The organism is Brachybacterium sp. B718/18 (genome assembly GCF_055454375.1).
In genome coordinates, this window is the sequence record NZ_JBVDDO010000007.1 from 115,128 (window position 1) to 130,672 (window position 15,545).

General features: G+C 73.3%; 11 protein-coding genes. 2 read left to right on the forward strand and 9 right to left on the reverse strand.

Translation table 11 applies throughout. The features are described from left to right. Positions 1-22 precede the first annotated feature (22 nt). The 5 genes from ACZCAH_RS11990 to ACZCAH_RS12010 form a co-directional block, all read right to left on the reverse strand. Complete coding sequence (locus tag ACZCAH_RS11990; RefSeq protein ID WP_464341293.1) at positions 23-2,905, reverse strand: FtsK/SpoIIIE family DNA translocase; 2,883 nt, start codon at positions 2,903-2,905, stop codon at positions 23-25. A 71-nt stretch (positions 2,906-2,976) separates the two neighbouring features. Next, positions 2,977-4,677: a ribonuclease J gene (locus ACZCAH_RS11995; RefSeq protein ID WP_464341294.1), complete on the reverse strand. Its 1,701-nt coding sequence runs from the start codon at positions 4,675-4,677 to the stop codon at positions 2,977-2,979. Then, positions 4,674-5,603, reverse strand: a complete 930-nt coding sequence (dapA, locus tag ACZCAH_RS12000) for a 4-hydroxy-tetrahydrodipicolinate synthase (RefSeq protein ID WP_329749615.1) — start codon at positions 5,601-5,603, stop codon at positions 4,674-4,676. The genes ACZCAH_RS11995 and dapA overlap by 4 nt, the downstream gene beginning before the upstream one ends. Positions 5,604-5,655: 52 nt before the next feature. Beyond that, a complete protein-coding gene (locus ACZCAH_RS12005) occupies positions 5,656-8,283 on the reverse strand; it encodes an asparagine synthase-related protein (RefSeq protein WP_464341295.1) in 2,628 nt (875 codons plus the stop codon). A 125-nt stretch (positions 8,284-8,408) separates the two neighbouring features. Next, positions 8,409-9,134, reverse strand: coding sequence for an HAD-IA family hydrolase (locus ACZCAH_RS12010; RefSeq protein WP_464341296.1), 726 nt, complete (start codon positions 9,132-9,134; stop codon positions 8,409-8,411). A 73-nt stretch (positions 9,135-9,207) separates the two neighbouring features. On the opposite strand from ACZCAH_RS12010, the gene ACZCAH_RS12015 reads away from it, so the two are divergent. Beyond that, positions 9,208-9,954 (forward strand): AzlC family ABC transporter permease, encoded by a 747-nt coding sequence (locus ACZCAH_RS12015; protein WP_464341297.1) that lies wholly within the window; start codon positions 9,208-9,210, stop codon positions 9,952-9,954. Further along, on the forward strand, positions 9,951-10,265 hold the full coding sequence (locus ACZCAH_RS12020) for an AzlD domain-containing protein (protein WP_464341298.1): 315 nt from the start codon (positions 9,951-9,953) through the stop codon (positions 10,263-10,265). The genes ACZCAH_RS12015 and ACZCAH_RS12020 overlap by 4 nt, the downstream gene beginning before the upstream one ends. Positions 10,266-10,328: 63 nt before the next feature. Here the strand turns inward: ACZCAH_RS12020 and ACZCAH_RS12025 are convergent, their stop codons facing one another. The 4 genes from ACZCAH_RS12025 to ACZCAH_RS12040 all read right to left on the reverse strand — a co-directional run bounded on the left by ACZCAH_RS12025 (position 10,329) and on the right by ACZCAH_RS12040 (position 15,415). Continuing rightward, complete coding sequence (locus ACZCAH_RS12025) at positions 10,329-10,787, reverse strand: hypothetical protein (RefSeq protein WP_464341299.1); 459 nt, start codon at positions 10,785-10,787, stop codon at positions 10,329-10,331. Between the two features lie 8 nt (positions 10,788-10,795). Beyond that, a complete protein-coding gene (gene dapB, locus ACZCAH_RS12030) occupies positions 10,796-11,611 on the reverse strand; it encodes a 4-hydroxy-tetrahydrodipicolinate reductase (protein WP_464341300.1) in 816 nt (271 codons plus the stop codon). A 61-nt stretch (positions 11,612-11,672) separates the two neighbouring features. After that, positions 11,673-13,004, reverse strand: a complete 1,332-nt coding sequence (locus tag ACZCAH_RS12035; protein ID WP_464341301.1) for a M16 family metallopeptidase — start codon at positions 13,002-13,004, stop codon at positions 11,673-11,675. A 140-nt stretch (positions 13,005-13,144) separates the two neighbouring features. Next, complete coding sequence (locus ACZCAH_RS12040) at positions 13,145-15,415, reverse strand: polyribonucleotide nucleotidyltransferase (protein ID WP_464341319.1); 2,271 nt, start codon at positions 15,413-15,415, stop codon at positions 13,145-13,147. Positions 15,416-15,545: the final 130 nt, after the last annotated feature.

The following is a 15,545-nucleotide window of genomic DNA, read 5'->3' on the forward strand; positions in this document are numbered from 1 at the left end:
GACGGCTCGGGGACGGGGACGCTCAGCGGCCGGTGAGGCTCCAGGCGTCCTCGCTGTCGGCGTCCTCGACGTCGTCGTCGTAGTAATCGACGGCGGGCTCGGAGCCGTCGTCCTCGAGCAGATCGGAGCCGTAGCGGTCCTCTCCCCCGTCGGGCGCGGCGGGGGCGGCCGCCGGGGCCGGCGGCTCCTCCCCGCGGATGCGCGCGATCGCCTCCCCGAGATCGTCGGGGTGGACGAGCACATCGCGAGCCTTGGACCCCTCGGACGGCCCGACGATCTCGCGGGACTCGAGCAGGTCCATGAGGCGACCGGCCTTCGCGAAGCCGACGCGCAGCTTGCGCTGCAGCATGGACGTGGAGCCGAACTGGGTGGTGACCACCAGCTCCGCGGCCTGCAGCAGCACCTCGAGGTCGTCGCCGATGTCGTCGTCGATCTGCTTGGCGGCGGCGACGACCGCGACGTCCTCGCGGTAGTTGGGCTTCATCTGCGTCTTCACGTGGTCGACGACCTTGTGGATCTCCGACTCGTTGACCCACGCCACCTGGACGCGCAGCGGCTTCGCCTTGCCCATCGGGTGGAACAGGGCGTCGCCCTGACCGATCAGTTTCTCGGCGCCCGGGGAGTCCAGGATGACGCGGGAGTCCTGCAGCGAGGAGGTCGCGAAGGCGAGACGGCTGGGCACGTTCGCCTTAATGATTCCGGTGACCACGTCCACCGAGGGCCGCTGCGTCGCCAGGATCAGATGGATGCCGGCGGCGCGGGCGAGCTGCGTGATGCGCTGGATCGAGGCCTCGACGTCGCGGGGGGCGACCATCATCAGGTCGGCCAGCTCGTCGACGACCACCAGCAGGTAGGGATACGGGGCGAGGCGGCGCTCGCTGCCTGCGGGTACCTCGACCTCCCCGGCCCGGACGGCCTTGTTGAAGTCGTCGATGTGCTTGAACCCGAAGGCGGCGAGGTCGTCGTAGCGGGCGTCCATCTCCTTGACGACCCACTCGAGCGCCTCGGCGGCCTTCTTGGGGTTGGTGATGATCGGGGTGATCAGGTGCGGGATGCCCTCGTAGATGGTGAGCTCGACGCGCTTGGGGTCGACCAGCACCATGCGCACCTCCTCGGGGGTGGCGCGCATGAGGATCGAGGTGATCATCGCGTTGACCAGGCTCGACTTGCCGGAACCGGTGGCGCCCGCGACCAGCATGTGCGGCATCTTGGCGAGGTTCGCGACGACGTACCCGCCCTCCACGTCCTTGCCCACGCCCATGACCATCGGGTGCTCGTTGCGGCGGGCCACCTGGCTGCGCAGCACGTCGCCGAGCGCGACGGTCTCACGGTCCGCGTTCGGGATCTCGATGCCGATGGCCTTCTTGCCCGGGATGGGCGAGAGGATGCGCACGTCCGAGCTGGCCACGGCATAGGAGATGTTCTTGTCCAGGGCCGTGACCTTCTCGACCTTGGTACCGGGCGCCAGCTCGACCTCGTACCGGGTGACCGTCGGCCCGCGGGTGAAGCCGACGACCTCCGCATTGACGTTGAACTGCTCGAAGACCTCCTCGAGCGCGTGGACCACGCGGTCGTTGGCCTCGGAGCGCGTGCGGTGCGGCGGACCCTCCAGCAGGAACGAGGACTCGGGGAGGGTGTAGACGATGTCGCCGGCGAGCTCGAGCTGCTCGCCCGCGCGGGGCAGGTCGCCCATCGGCGGGTGCACCAGCTCCGGCTCCTCCTCCGCCGCGGCAGCGGCAGCGGCGGCGGCACGGGAGGCGGCCGCCGGGGACTTCTCGGCGCGGGTGGGCGCCGGCTTCGCGGCGGCCGACGGCAGCGCCGCGGTCGCGTCCTCCGCACCGCGGGCACCGCCCGCGGGGAAGGACTTCGCCCGCTGGTTCTCGTCCTCGATCACGTCGAAGACCTCGTCGGCATCGGCGGGGGCGCCGCGGCGGGCGCTTCCGCGACGGGCCTTCTTCCCGCCGGCGGCGGCCTCGGGGGCGCCCTCCTCGGAGATCCCCTGCTCGAAAGCCTCGTCCCCGACGTAGCCGAAGGCCTCATGGTCCCTCGCGGCGGCCTCCTCGGCGGCCTTCTCCTTGCGGGTGCGGCGGCGGGACCTGGCCGTGGGCTGGACCGTCGTGTCCTGCTCGTGGACGGCCGGATCGACGCGGCGGGGGCGCAGCCCGAAGGCGGCCCGCTCGGCCTCCTCCTCATCGCTGCGGCCTACGAGCACGTCGTAGACGCCCCGCAGACGGGCGGGGATCGACTCGATCGGGGTCGCGGTGAGGACCAGCACGCCGAAGGCGATGAGCGCCGCGTGGATGACCACCACGGCGACCGGCGGCAGCAAGGCGGCCAGCGGCGCCGCGGCGAGATAGCCGAGCACGCCGCCCCCGCGGGCGAGGGCGTCGATCCCGTCGGCCGGGGCGGGGAAGCGCGCCGAGACCGTCGCGATCGCGGAGATCGCCACCAGCAGGATGGTGATCGCGAAGGCGATGCGGGTATTGGCGCGCACCTGGTCCGGGCGGCGGAACATGCGCAGCGACCAGCCGGCGGCCAGCAACGGGATCACCATCGAGGAGATGCCGAAGGTGCCGGCGACCACGGTGTGCACGGCCCCGAGGACGGGCCCGGCGGACTGCCACCACTCGACCACGGCGACGAGCACCGCGACGAGCATCAGCAGCAGGGCGTAGCCGTCACGCCGCTGCTCGGGAGCCACCTCCCAGCGGGCCACGCCGATCGAGCGGACCAGGCCACCGACCATGCGGGCGATCGCGAGATAGCCGGAGCGCACAGCGCGCACCGGCAGCGGGAGCGTCGACGGGTCGTGGGCCGTGGCCGCGACGGTCCGCGAGGAACCGCCGGACGAGGTCCGGGACGAGCCTTTCGACGCACGTGCGGGGGAAGACGTACGTGTCGCCATGCCTGACAGGGTACCGCCGGACCCCTCCCGGACCGGGGAGGCGCGGGCGGGCGGTGATCACACGCCGTGGATCAGGCCTCGATGACCACCGGGATAATCATCGGCCGACGGCGCAGGCGCTGGGAGACGTAGCGGCCGATCACGCGGCGCATGACCTGCTGCAGCTGATGGGTGTCCCGACGGTTGGACTGGTCGGCGACGGCCTGCTCGAGGGCCTTGATGATCTCGGGGCGGATCCTCTCGAACACCTCGTCGTCCTCGGCCACGCCCCGGGCGTGGATCTCGGGTCCGGCGATGAGGGCGCCGGTCTCGGAGTTCACCACCGCGAAGAGGGAGATGAAGCCCTCGTCCCCGAGGATCCGACGGTCCTTGAGGTCCGCCTCGGAGATCTCGCCGACGCTCGAGCCGTCCACGTACACGTAACCGTTGGGGACCTCTCCGACGACCGTCGCGACGCCGTCCTTCAGGTCGACGACATCGCCGTCCTTGGCGAGGATGATCCGCTCGCGCGGCACGCCGGTCGCCTCGGCGATGCGCCCGTTGGCGATGAGGTGGCGGACCTCCCCGTGGATCGGCATGACGTTCTTCGGCCGGACGATGTTGTAGCAGTAGAGCAGCTCGCCGGCGCTCGCGTGCCCCGAGGTGTGGACCTTGGCGGTGCCCTTGTGGACCACCTCGGCGCCGAGCGCCATCAGCCCGTTGACCACGCGGAAGACCGCGTTCTCGTTGCCGGGGATGAGGGAGGAGGCGAGGATGACGACGTCGCCGGGCCCCACGCTCACACGGTGGTCACGGTTCGCGATGCGGCCCAGCGCCGCCATCGGCTCGCCCTGGCTGCCGGTGCACATCAGCACCACCTGGTCATCCGGCAGGCTGTCGATCCGCTTGACGTCGATGAGGGTGTTCGCGGGGACGTCGAGATAGCCCATGTCCGCGGCGATCCCCATGTTGCGCACCATCGAGCGCCCCACGAAGGCGACCCGGCGGCCGTGCGCGGCGGCGGCGTCGAGCACCTGCTGGACGCGGTGGACGTGGCTGGAGAAGGAGGCGACGACGATCTTCTGCCGTGCCTTCGCGAAGAGGGCGTCGAGGACCGGGCCGATCTCCTGCTCGCCGACGGTGAACCCGGGGACCTCGGCGTTGGTGGAGTCGGTCATGAACAGGTCCACGCCGGCCTCGCCGAGGCGGGCGAAGGCGCGCAGGTCGGTGATGCGGCCGTCGAGCGGCAGCTGGTCCATCTTGAAGTCGCCGGTGTGCAGCGCGGTGCCGGCCGGGGTGGCCACGTGCACGGCGAGCGCGTCCGGGATCGAGTGGTTCACGGCCACGAACTCGCAGTCGAAGGGGCCGAAGGACTCCTTCTGGCCCTCCTTCACGGCGAGCGTGTAGGGCGTGATGCGGTGCTCGCGGAGCTTCGCCTCGATGAAGGCGAGGGTCAGCTGGCTGCCGACGAGCGGGATGTCCGGCTTCTGCCGCAGCAGGTAGGGGACGGCGCCGATGTGGTCCTCGTGGCCGTGGGTGAGGACGATCGCGGCGACGTCGTCGAGCCGGTCCGCTATGAGGTCGAAGTCCGGGAGGATCAGGTCCACGCCCGGCTGGGCGTCCTCGGGGAAGAGCACCCCGCAGTCGATGATCAGCAGGCGGCCCTCGTACTCGAGGACCGACATGTTCCGCCCCACGTCGCCCAGCCCGCCGAGCGGGGTGATGCGCAGCGTGCCCGCGGCGAGTGCGGGCGGGGCGGCCAGACGCTCCGTGAACGCCGTCCCCGCGGTCATGCCGGCCTCCGGGCCCCGTCGAGGGCGGGGATGCCGGTGGCCTGCTCGAGGGCCGCCGCGAGCTCGCGCAGCTGGTCGGCATCGGCCGGGAGGAGCGGGCCGCGCATCGCCGCGTGCGGGAGCACGCCCTGCAGGTACAGCGCGGCCTTCGCCGCGACGGCCCCGGGCATGCGATTCATGATCGCCTCGACGAGCGGGACGAGAGCGACGTGGGCGGCGCGGGCCGCGGCGAGATCGCCGCGATCGGTCGCCTCGAGCATCGCGCGCTCGAGCTCGCCCGCGACCTGCCCCACCACGGAGACGACGCCCACGGCGCCGACGGCGAGCCACGGGAGGTTCAGCGCGTCCTCGCCGGAGTAGTAGGCGATGCCGGTGCGGTCCATCACCCGGGTGGCCTGGTGCAGGTCGCCCTTGGCGTCCTTCACGGCGAGGATCCGCTCGTGCTCGGCGAGCCGGAGCAGGGTCTCCTCGGCGAGCGGGATACCGGAGCGACCCGGGATGTCGTAGAGCATCACCGGCAGGTCGGTGGCGTCGGCGATCGCCTCAGTGTGGGCGATGACCCCGGCCTGGCTGGGCTTGGAGTAGTACGGCGTGACCACGAGCAGGCCGTCGAGGCCGAGGGCCGCGTGATCGCGCGCGGCCTGCACCGAATGCGCCGTGTCGTAGGTGCCGACGCCCGCGACCACCGTGGTCCCGGGGCCGACGGCCTCCCGGACGGCGCGCGCGAGATCGAGCTTCTCGGTGTCGGTCAGCGTCGGCGCCTCCCCCGTGGTCCCGGAGACGACCAGCAGGTCGTTGCCGTGCTCGACGAGGTGCACCGCGAGCGCCTGGGCGGCGTCGAGGTCGACGGCGGAACCGTCGGTCGTGAACGGGGTGACCATCGCGACCCCCACTGCGCCGAAGGGCCGCGTACCGCTGCTGCTCATGGTCTCCTCCAGGAAGGGTTGTGCTGCATGGATCCTAGCGGGAGCGGTGCGCTCAGCGCGGATCCGTGGTGCCCAGGTCGACGAGGATCGCGAGCGGGGTGCGCTGGCGGCCCTGGCCGAGGGGGTTGTCGGCGAAGGTGGCCTCGAGGCGCTCGCGCGGGGTGTCCACGTCCGTGCCGAGCACGTTGCGGCCGATGTCGTTCGCGTCCATCACCACGGTGCCGACGAAGGCGTCGCGCACGGCGGCGGGCAGGTCCGAGGCCCGGATCGCCGCGGAAATCCGCGCCGAGACCTGATCTGGATCCTTCGGCGGCAGCTTCGCGGAGACGTTCGAGGGGAAGGCCGAGTACGGGGTGGGGCCGTCGATCGCGCGCACGTTCGCGCCGACGACCTCGTAGAACACGCCCCGTCGGCCGAGCAGCTTGCCGGCGGCGCCCGCGGCGGAGGCGAGCACCACGCGCGGCAGGCCGACCTCCCGGAGGGCGAGCTCCATGGTGGTCGGGTCGCCGAGGCCGATGCCGGCCGGGGTGCGGGTGACGAAGCGGCTGAGGATCTTCGCGGCGGGGCGGGGGTGGATCTCCCAGGTGAACCACGACCGGCCCTGCGTGATCGCGATGATCTTCTCGCTGATCACGAAGTACCACGGGGCACCGGCGGGCAGGGCGCCGTCCGGGAGTCCGGCGGCGAAGGCCTCGACGCGCTCGCGGGCGATCGCCTCGACGTCGTCCCCGCGGGCGACCAGGGCGGTCTGCAGCGGGAAGCGGCGCCAGGTGATGCCGTCGGCCTCAGAGACGAGGTCGAGCTGCTTGCCGGGGTTGGCGTCGTAGTCGCTCTTGGGACGTTCGTCCTCCTGCTCGACCGGGGTCTGGGCGACGGGGGCGGCGTCGGGGTCGTCCAGGACGGCGCGCAGCCACAGCTCGAGGCACAGCAGCCGCCACAGGACCTCGGTGCGATGGTGCGCGGGACGAGCGACCGCGTCGTCGAACAGGGCCAGCACGGACCGGGAGTCGGTGAAGGGCCGGGCGTCGAAGGCGTCCGAGGCGAAGATCTCGCGCACGGCCGGGGCGAGGGCGACGAGCCACGCGCCGGCGGGCACCGTGGCGCCGCCGCCGCTCTGCCCGAGAGCGGCGGCGGGCAGCAGGCCCGCGGCCGCCTCCCGGAGGATCCGCTGGGGGCGACCGCCGTCCATGTGAGCGGAATCCTCGAGGGAGAGGAGCAGGGTCAGCAGGCGACGGTCGAGGAAGGGCGCCCGGCTCTCGATCCCGGCGGCGCGGGACAAGCGGTCCTCGATGCGCAGCCGGGTGCGCAGCGCATCGCCGAAGACGTCTCCGACGAGGCGGGCCGAGAGGTCCTGCGCGGCGGCGGACGGGCGCACCCGCTCGTGGGCGGCGACGAAGCCGGAGTCCAGCAGGGCCGCGGCGGGCACCGGGGTGCGGGCGGCGAGGGTCTCGGAGGCCGCCTCGCGCAGGGCGGTCCGGGCGCCGACGGCGGAGCGAGCGAGGGTGCCGAGTCGGCGCCCGGACCGCAGCGCGCGCAGGTGGACGGCGAGGTGCTCGGGCAGGCCGCCCGTCGCCTCGTCCCCGCCGAGCGCGCTGAGCTCGACGCCGCCGGGGGCGGCGCCGCGCAGCACCGCCCAGCGGGCGTAGGCCTCGGGGCCCGCGACGGGTTCGTCGAGGAGGAGCACGAGGTCCTGCAGCTCGGCGAGGAAACGCTGCGGGTCGAGGGCGACCAGGCGGGTCTCGAGGCGCCCCGCGGTCGCCGCCGCGAGAGCGTCGAGGTGCTCGGCCGCGCCGGGGTCGGTGCCGGGCAGGAGGGCGGCGCGCGGCTGCGGGCGGTCCGACTCCCCGGAGCCCGAGGTGGCTGCCGACGCCGACGCGAGGGTGCCGGCGAGCGCGGCCGAGGTCAGGTCGCCGGTCGCGGTCGTCGAGACGGGACCGTCCCCGGGATGGGCGCGGTGCACCGCGTCGGCGAGGAGGCGGCGCACCTCGGCGGCGGTGCCCTGGCCGAGGGGTCGGCCGGGCCGGGAGGCGATCGCCTCGAGCTCCTGCTGGAGATGGGAGAAGCGGTCGGTCCGCACCCCGTCGGCGGAGAGGGTGACGAGCTCGCCGGGCTGCACCCGTCGCACCCCGGCGACGAGGGTCCGGGGACCGTCGTCGAGGACACCGTCGAGCAGGAAGCGGTGCACGGCGGCCTCGTCGAGGTTGCGCTCTACCCGTCCGCTGGCCAGCAGCGTCCGCACCTCGGAGGCGAGGAGCGCCGCCGCTCCCTCGCCCGCCGGGTGCTCCTCGACCCAGTAGTGCAGGGGGCGGAGTCCGAAGGGGTCCCGGGCGAGGGTCCAGGTGCCCGTCTCGGCATCGTGGAGGGCGAGCGCGAAGCCGCCGTCGAGGCGGTCCAGGGCCTCGCTCCCCCAGGCCTCGTAGGCCGCGAGGACGAGCGCGGCATCGGCGGCGGGATCCGCCGGGCCGTCCTGCGCCGCCGGGGCGACGGGGACGTCGACGCCCGCGGCCCGGAGAGCGGCGCGCAGCTCGGACCGATCGCGGAGCTCGGCGTCGAGCAGCAGGGTGCGACGGCCGTCGGCGCTGGTCGCGTGCACGGAATCGCCCGTCTGCGCCGCGCGCATCCGGCGGAGGGTCTCCTCCCCCTCGGCTCCGAGTCCGAGGCTGCCGACGATCGCGCTCATGAACGGGTCCTTTCGACGGGGTCTGTGCTCCGCGACGTGCTCTCTCGAGCGCGGGACGCGGCCGACAGAGCGTATCAATCGGCGCTCGTCCGCCCCCTCAGGCGCGACGTGATGCGGAGCGGGGATCAGGCTCCGCGGCGGGCGAGGCGCAGCGCGCCGTCCGCGACGCTCACCTCGAGGTCGTCGAGGGAGGTGACCAGAGCATCCGCTCGGGAGGCGAGCTCCGCGGCCGGCGTGGTGGTGGTCACGGCGACGGTTCGCGCGCCGGCCGCGGATCCGGAGCGCAGGCCGCCCACCGAGTCCTCGAGCACGATGGCCTCCGCCGGGTCCGCCCCCACCCGCTCGGCGCCCAGGAGATAGGGCTCGGGATCCGGCTTCCCGTGCGCGACCTGGTCGGCCGTGACGAGGCCCGCCGGGGTGGGCAGACCGGTGCGGGCCCAACGGGCCTCGAACAGGGGTCGGGTGCAGGAGGTGACGATGGTCCAGGTGGGGCGGCCGAGCTGCTCGGCTGCGGCGTCGAGCTCGCGCAGCAGCCGCTCGGTGCCGGGGAGGGTCCTGATGCCGGCGACGTCCGCGATCTCGAGCTCCTCGATGCGCGCATGGGCCCGGTCGAGCTCCTCCGCGGTGAGCTCGGGCAGGACCTCGGCGAGGATCTGCCGCGCGGGACGCCCGTGCTCGGCATGCCCGAAGCGGTGGTCGCTGCCGAGCTCCGCCAGCAGCGTGTCCCACGCGCGCTCGACCGAGGGACCGGAGTCGATAAGGGTGCCGTCCATGTCGAGCAGTAGGGCCTGGGCGCGCAGCGGCAGCGCCTCGGGGGCTGGCGTCGCAGAGCAATCCGGAGTCGCGGTCATACCCCCACGATCTCACAGGCGCGCCGGACCGCGAGGACGCATCCGCGCAGGTGAACGTATGGTGGTGGGCATCATGTCGACTGCACTTCCCGCGCCCTCGCCGCCGCCGGGCGTCCCCTCCGAGCCCCCGTCCGTCGCCGCCTCGGAGCGCCTGCGCTCTCTGCGCCGCACCGGGCTCTCGATCGGCGTGGCCACGGGGTTGTACGGCATCTCCTTCGGGGCCCTCGCGACCGCCTCCGGTCTCGACGTCTGGCAGGCGATGGTGCTCTCAGCGGTGATGTTCACGGGCGGCAGCCAGTTCGCGTTCATCGGCGTCCTCGGCGGGGGCGGATCGGCGCTCGGCGCGGCGCTCGCCGCCTCCCTGCTCGGGATCCGCAACACCCTCTACGGGGTGATCCTCGCGCCGTCCCTGCCGCGCGGGGGCTGGCGCGGTCCGCTGCGCGCGCATCTGACCATCGACGAGTCCGCGGCGCTCGCTGCGTCCGGCACCACCACCGAGGAGAAGCGCACCGGCTTCTGGGCCGCCGGGGTGTGGGTGTACGTCTTCTGGAACCTGTTCACCCTGGTCGGGGCGCTGGCCGGGCAGCACGTGGCCGATCCCGGCGCCTGGGGCCTGGATGCCGCGGCGGCCGCGGCCTTCCTCGCGCTGCTGTGGCCGCGGCTGCGCTCCGGGGAGGCCGTGGCGGTCGCCGTGGCCGCGGCCCTCGTCGCCCTGCTGACCACCCCCGCGCTGCCCCCGGGGCTGCCCGTGCTCGCCGCGGCACTGGTCGCCGTGATCGCGGGGCTGCTCCCCCGGCGCTCCCCGGAGGTGCGGGGATGAGCGTGCTCTGGATCGGGGTGGTCCTCGCCTCGCTGGTCTCCTTCGGGCAGAAGTGGATCGGCTACCAGGTGCCCTCCGAGACGCTGGACCGGCCGCGCGTCTCGCGGATCACCGCCCTGCTGCCGATCGCACTGCTCGGGGCCCTGGTCGCGGTGCAGGCGGCGACCTCGGGCACCGTGCTGGTCGCCGATGCCCGGTTCGTCGCTCTCCTCGCGGCGGCGGTGCTGCTGCTCCTGCGGGCACCCTTCCTCGTGGTGGTGATCGGGGCGGCGGCGACCGCGGCGGTGCTGCGGGCGCTGGGCTGGAGCTGAGGTCCTGCGGCTCTGACCGGCGCCTGCCAGCACCTGCGCGTGTCGGCGGATCGCGCGGGAGACTCAGCCGCGCCGGGAGGCGTCGATGGCCCGTCGGGTCGCGAGGCGCGCCTGCTTGCGATCGCGCAGCCCGTCGTAGGCGAGGGCGAGGCGGAACCAGGCGCGCCAGTCGTCCTGGGCGCTCTCCTGGACCGCGGTGCGCGCGACCTCGAACTCGGCGCGTCGTTCCTCGTCGGTCGGTGCGCGCTCGGCTTCCGCAGCCGGGGCGAGCGGACGCTCGCCCTCCGTCCCGTGGACGGGCTCGGCGGCGTAGCGCGCGGCCAGGCGGCCCGCGGCGAGTCCGAAGAGCACCTCCCGCCAGGTCACCCAGACGGTGAGGGCGAGGAGCACCACCACCGCGGCGGCGAGGCCGAAGCCGAGCGGTGTGCCGGCTCGCACGAAGCCCCAGGCGATCCAGCCCAGGCCCCAGCAGTAGGCGGCACTGATCAGGAGGAGGGCCCCGACGAGGAGCTGCTGTCTCACGGCGGCGCTCAGCCCCGGTCGGCGGCGTCGGCGACGTCGCCGGTGCCGAGGTCCAGGTAGCCGTCGAGACCCACGGACAGCCCCGGATGGGACGCCACCTCACGCACCCCCAGCAGAACCCCGGGCATGAAGCTGCCGCGGTCGAAGGAGTCGTGACGGAGCTGGAACTGCTCGCCCGGGCCGCCGAACTGGACCACCTCGTGGGCGACGAGCCCCCGCTGCCGCACGGCGTGCACGTGCACCCCGTCGACCACGGCCCCGCGTGCTCCCAGCGGGTCCTTCTCGGTCGCGTCCGGCACTGGACCGAGCCCCCCGGCGGCCCGGCCGCGCGCGATCGCCGCCGCGGTGTGGCGTGCGGTCCCCGAGGGAGCATCGAGCTTGTCGGGGTGGTGCATCTCGATGATCTCGGCGCTCTCGTAGTACCGCGCGGCGACCTCGGCGAAGCGCATCGCGAGCACGGCGCCGATCGCGAAGTTGGGGGCGATCAGCACCCCCACGCCGGGGGCGCCCGCGAGGCGCTCGCGCAGCGCGCCGAGCGACTCCTCGGTCCATCCCGTCGTCCCGACGACGGCGTGGATGCCGTGGTCCACGAGCCAGTCGACGTTCTGCGCGGTGACCGCGGGAACGGTGAGGTCGACCGCGACCTGCGCCCCGGCCGCGGCGATGGCCTCGAGATCGTCCCCGCGCCCGATCCGGGCGACGAGCTCGAGGTCGTCGGCGGCCTCGACGGCCCGGCAAGCCTCGGCGCCCATGCGTCCCCCCGCCCCCAGGACGGCGACGCGGAGCGCGGAGGCGGTGGTCTCGGGATCGGGGGTGCTGGTCATGACGGCTCCTCGGACGGGGTCGGGCGGGTTGCGGGACGGGACGATCGGCGCGGGGCGGGGATCAGCTCTCGGGGCCGACCTCGACCCGGGTCGAGAAGGAGGCGGCGAGGCGCGCGGCGAGGTCCTGCACCGCGCGGACGTCGACCTCCCCGATGCGCCGCAGGGTCTCGTCGACGCTCGTGTAGCGGCCGTGGACCAGCTCGAGGGTGCCGAGGCGGCCCATCCGGCTGGAGGTGTCCTCGAGGCCGAGCGCGAAGGAGCCGGTGATCTGGCCCTTGGCCCGCTCCAGCTCGGTCGCGGTGATGCCCCCGGAACCCATCTGCTCGAGTTCCTCGGCGAGCAGCTCGACCACCTGGGCGGTGCGGCCGGGGCGGCAGGCGGCGTAGAGGCCGAACAGCCCCGCGTCGCGGTATCCGGCGGAGAAGGAGTACACCGAGTACGCGAGGCCGCGCCGCTCGCGGATGTTCTGGAAGAGGCGCGAGGACATGCCGCCGCCGAGCACGCTCATCAGCACGGACAGCGCGTGGCGGTCCTCGCTGAGAGCGCTCAGGCCCTGGCCGCCGAGGTAGATGTGGTTCTGCTCCGAGGGGCGCACCAGCCGGTGCGGCGCGATCGCCGCGACGTCGAGGGCGGCCGCGGACCCGGGCGCGACCGCGCCCTCGCGTCGGCCGCGGGCGGGCAGGGCGCCGTCGGCGAGCTCCCAGCCTCCGCGGCGGAGCCCGGCGAAGAGCAGCCCCGCGAGCTCCTCGTGGTCGAGGTCGCCGACAGCGGTGACCACCAGGTTCTCGGGGGTGTAGTGCTCGCGCCAGTGCTCGCGCACGTCCTCGATCGCGAGCGCGGTCACCGTCTGCTCGGTGCCGCCGACGGGCCGTCCGATGGCGGTCTCCGGGCCCAGCACCTCGGCGAGGAAGGTCTCGTACCCGATGTCCGTCGGGTCGTCCTCGGCCATCGCGAGTTCCTCGAGGATCACCTCGCGCTCGGTGCGCAGCGCCTCCTCCTCGAGCAGGCTCGCGGTGATCATGTCGGTGAGGACGTCCGCCGCCATCGGCAGGTCCGCCGAGCGGACCCGGCCGTAGTAGAGAGTGTGCTCCTTGGCGGTGACCGCGTTGGAGTCCCCGCCGACCTCGTCGAAGGCGGCGGCGATGTCCAGGGCGCTGCGGCGGGACGTGCCCTTGAACAGCAGGTGCTCGAGCACATGGGTCGATCCGGCGTGCTCCGGCCGCTCGTCACGGGAGCCGACGGGCAGCCACAGCCCCAGGGTCGCGCTGCGCACGCTGCGGTCGGTCTGCGTCAGCAGGCGCACCCCGCCCGGGAGGATGCTGCGGCGCACCCCCGCGGCGGCGTCGAGCACGACATCGGAGGCGGGGTCGTCGTAGGTGAGGTCGAGAGGCATCGATCGATTGTTCCACGGGGCGAGGGGCGCTCGGCCGAGCGTTCGCTCACAGCGGCGGTTCCGGATACGCCGCAGGGGCGGCACCCTCGGAAGGGTGCCGCCCCTGGCGGTGTCCGGCGACATCGGTCACCGGCGCGGGATCACTCGCCCGAAGGCTCCTCGGCGGACTCCGCCGACTCGGCGGCCGCGGCCTTCTCGGCCGCCTCCGCCTCGTCGTCGATCACGGCGAGGGAGATCTTGCCGCGGGCGTCGATCTCACGGATCTCGACCTCGATCTTCTGGCCCACCTTGGCGACGTCCTCGACGTTGTCCACGCGCTTGCCGTCGTTCAGCTTGCGCAGCTGGGTGACGTGGAGCAGACCGTCCTTGCCCGGGGTGAGGGACACGAAGGCGCCGAAGTCGACCACGCGCACCACGGTGCCGAGGTAGCGCTCGCCGACCTCGGGGACCTGCGGGTTCGCGATCGCGTTGACCGCGGCGCGGGCCGCCTCGGCCGAGGGGCCGTCGGTCGCGCCGATGTAGACGGTGCCGTCGTCCTCGATGGTGATGTCGGCGCCGGTGTCGTCCTGGATCTGGTTGATCATCTGGCCCTTCGGGCCGATGACCGCGCCGATCTTGTCGACGGGGATGGTGACCGCGAGCACGCGCGGGGCGTACGGGCTCATCTCGTCGGGGGTGTCGATCGCCTCGTTGAGCACGGACAGGATCGCCAGGCGCGCCTCGCGAGCCTGCGACAGGGCGCCCGCGAGCACCGTGGCGGGAATGCCGTCGAGCTTGGTGTCCAGCTGGATGGCGGTGACGAACTCCGAGGTGCCGGCGACCTTGAAGTCCATGTCGCCGAAGGCGTCCTCGGCCCCGAGGATGTCGGTGAGCGCCGCGTACTTGGTCTCCCCCTCGACGGTGTCGGAGATGAGGCCCATGGCGATGCCGGCGACGGGCGCGCGCAGCGGCACACCCGCGTTCAGCAGGGCGAGGGTCGAGGCGCAGACGGAGCCCATCGAGGTGGAACCGTTCGAGCCCAGCGCCTCGGACACCTGGCGGATCGCGTAGGGGAACTCCTCGCGGCCCGGGAGCACCGGCACCAGAGCGCGCTCGGCGAGCATGCCGTGCCCGATCTCGCGACGCTTCGGGGAACCCACGCGACCGGTCTCACCGGTGGAGTAGGGCGGGAAGTTGTAGTGGTGGATGTACCGCTTGTGGTGCACCGGGGAGAGCGAGTCGATCTGCTGCTCCATCTTGAGCATGTTCAGCGTGGTGACGCCCAGGATCTGGGTCTCGCCGCGCTGGAACAGGGCCGAACCGTGCACGCGCGGCAGGACCTCGACCTCGGCGGAGAGCGCACGGATGTCGCGCAGGCCGCGGCCGTCGATGCGGACGCCGTCGGTGAGGACCTTCTGGCGCACGACCTTCTTGGTCAGCGCGCGGAAGGCGCCGCTGATCTCCTTCTCGCGACCCGCGAGCGGCTTGCCCTCGGCGCCGAGCTCCTCGAGCACCTCGGCGAGCAGCTCCTCGGTGCGCTCCTCGCGCTCCTGCTTCGCCGCGATGGACATGACCTCGGCGAGGCGGCCGCGGGCGGCCTCGTCGACGATGCCGAAGGCGTCCTCCTGGTAGTCCAGGAAGAGCGGGAACTCGCGGACCGGCTTCGCGGCCGTCGCGGCGAGCTCCTGCTGCGCGACGCACAGCGAGCGGATGAACACCTTGGCGGCCTCGAGGCCCTCGGCCACGACCTCCTCGGTGGGGGCGATCGCGCCCTGCTCCTTGATGAGGGTCCAGGAGTTGTCGGTGGCCTCGGCCTCGACCATCATGATCGCGACGTCGTCACCGACGATGCGGCCGGCGACGACCATGGAGAACACGGCCTCGTCGAGCTGGGTGAAGGTCGGGAAGGCGACCCACTGGCCACCTTCGTTCGTCGGCATGAGGGCGATGCGCACCGCGCCGATCGGACCCGAGAACGGCAGACCGGAGATCTGGGTGGAGGCGGAGGCGCCGTTGATGCCGACGACGTCGTACGCGTCGTCCGGGCCGCAGGCCATGACGGTCAGGACGACCTGGACCTCGTTGCGCAGGCCCTTCACGAAGGCGGGGCGCAGCGGGCGGTCGGTGAGACGGGCGGCGAGGATCGCGTCGGTGCCGGGGCGGCCCTCGCGGCGGAAGAACGAGCCGGGGATGCGGCCCGCGGCGTACATCCGCTCCTCGACGTCGACGGTGAGCGGGAAGAAGTCGAACTGGTCCTTGGGACGGTTCGAGACGGCGGTCGCCGAGAACACCATCGTGTCGTCGTCGAGGTAGACGGCGACGGCGCCGGCGGCCTGCTGGGCGAGACGACCGGTCTCGAAGCGGATCTCGCGACGTCCGAAGGCGCCATTGTCGATGACGGCGGTGGTCGCAGTGATGTCGGGGCCTTCCATGGCCATGGGGATCTCCTCTGGATCGGGGTGCCCCCGGGGTGCGGTCATCGCCGGTCGCGCGCGGAACGGGATCTGCTGGATCTGCGGGATCCGTTCCGAAAGCGGCTGCCGAGGACCGAACCGGTCGGGG

Excerpts from the sequence above, each read along its gene's own strand:
- ACZCAH_RS11990 (WP_464341293.1), bottom strand. The coding sequence starts at position 2,905 with ATGGCGACACGTACGTCTTCCCCCGCACGTGCGTCGAAAGGCTCGTCC.
- ACZCAH_RS11995 (WP_464341294.1), bottom strand. The coding sequence starts at position 4,677 with ATGACCGCGGGGACGGCGTTCACGGAGCGTCTGGCCGCCCCGCCCGCA.
- dapA (WP_329749615.1), bottom strand. The coding sequence starts at position 5,603 with ATGAGCAGCAGCGGTACGCGGCCCTTCGGCGCAGTGGGGGTCGCGATG.
- ACZCAH_RS12005 (WP_464341295.1), bottom strand. The coding sequence starts at position 8,283 with ATGAGCGCGATCGTCGGCAGCCTCGGACTCGGAGCCGAGGGGGAGGAG.
- ACZCAH_RS12010 (WP_464341296.1), bottom strand. The coding sequence starts at position 9,134 with ATGACCGCGACTCCGGATTGCTCTGCGACGCCAGCCCCCGAGGCGCTG.
- ACZCAH_RS12015 (WP_464341297.1), top strand. The coding sequence starts at position 9,208 with ATGTCGACTGCACTTCCCGCGCCCTCGCCGCCGCCGGGCGTCCCCTCC.
- ACZCAH_RS12020 (WP_464341298.1), top strand. The coding sequence starts at position 9,951 with ATGAGCGTGCTCTGGATCGGGGTGGTCCTCGCCTCGCTGGTCTCCTTC.
- dapB (WP_464341300.1), bottom strand. The coding sequence starts at position 11,611 with ATGACCAGCACCCCCGATCCCGAGACCACCGCCTCCGCGCTCCGCGTC.
- ACZCAH_RS12035 (WP_464341301.1), bottom strand. The coding sequence starts at position 13,004 with ATGCCTCTCGACCTCACCTACGACGACCCCGCCTCCGATGTCGTGCTC.
- ACZCAH_RS12040 (WP_464341319.1), bottom strand. The coding sequence starts at position 15,415 with ATGGAAGGCCCCGACATCACTGCGACCACCGCCGTCATCGACAATGGC.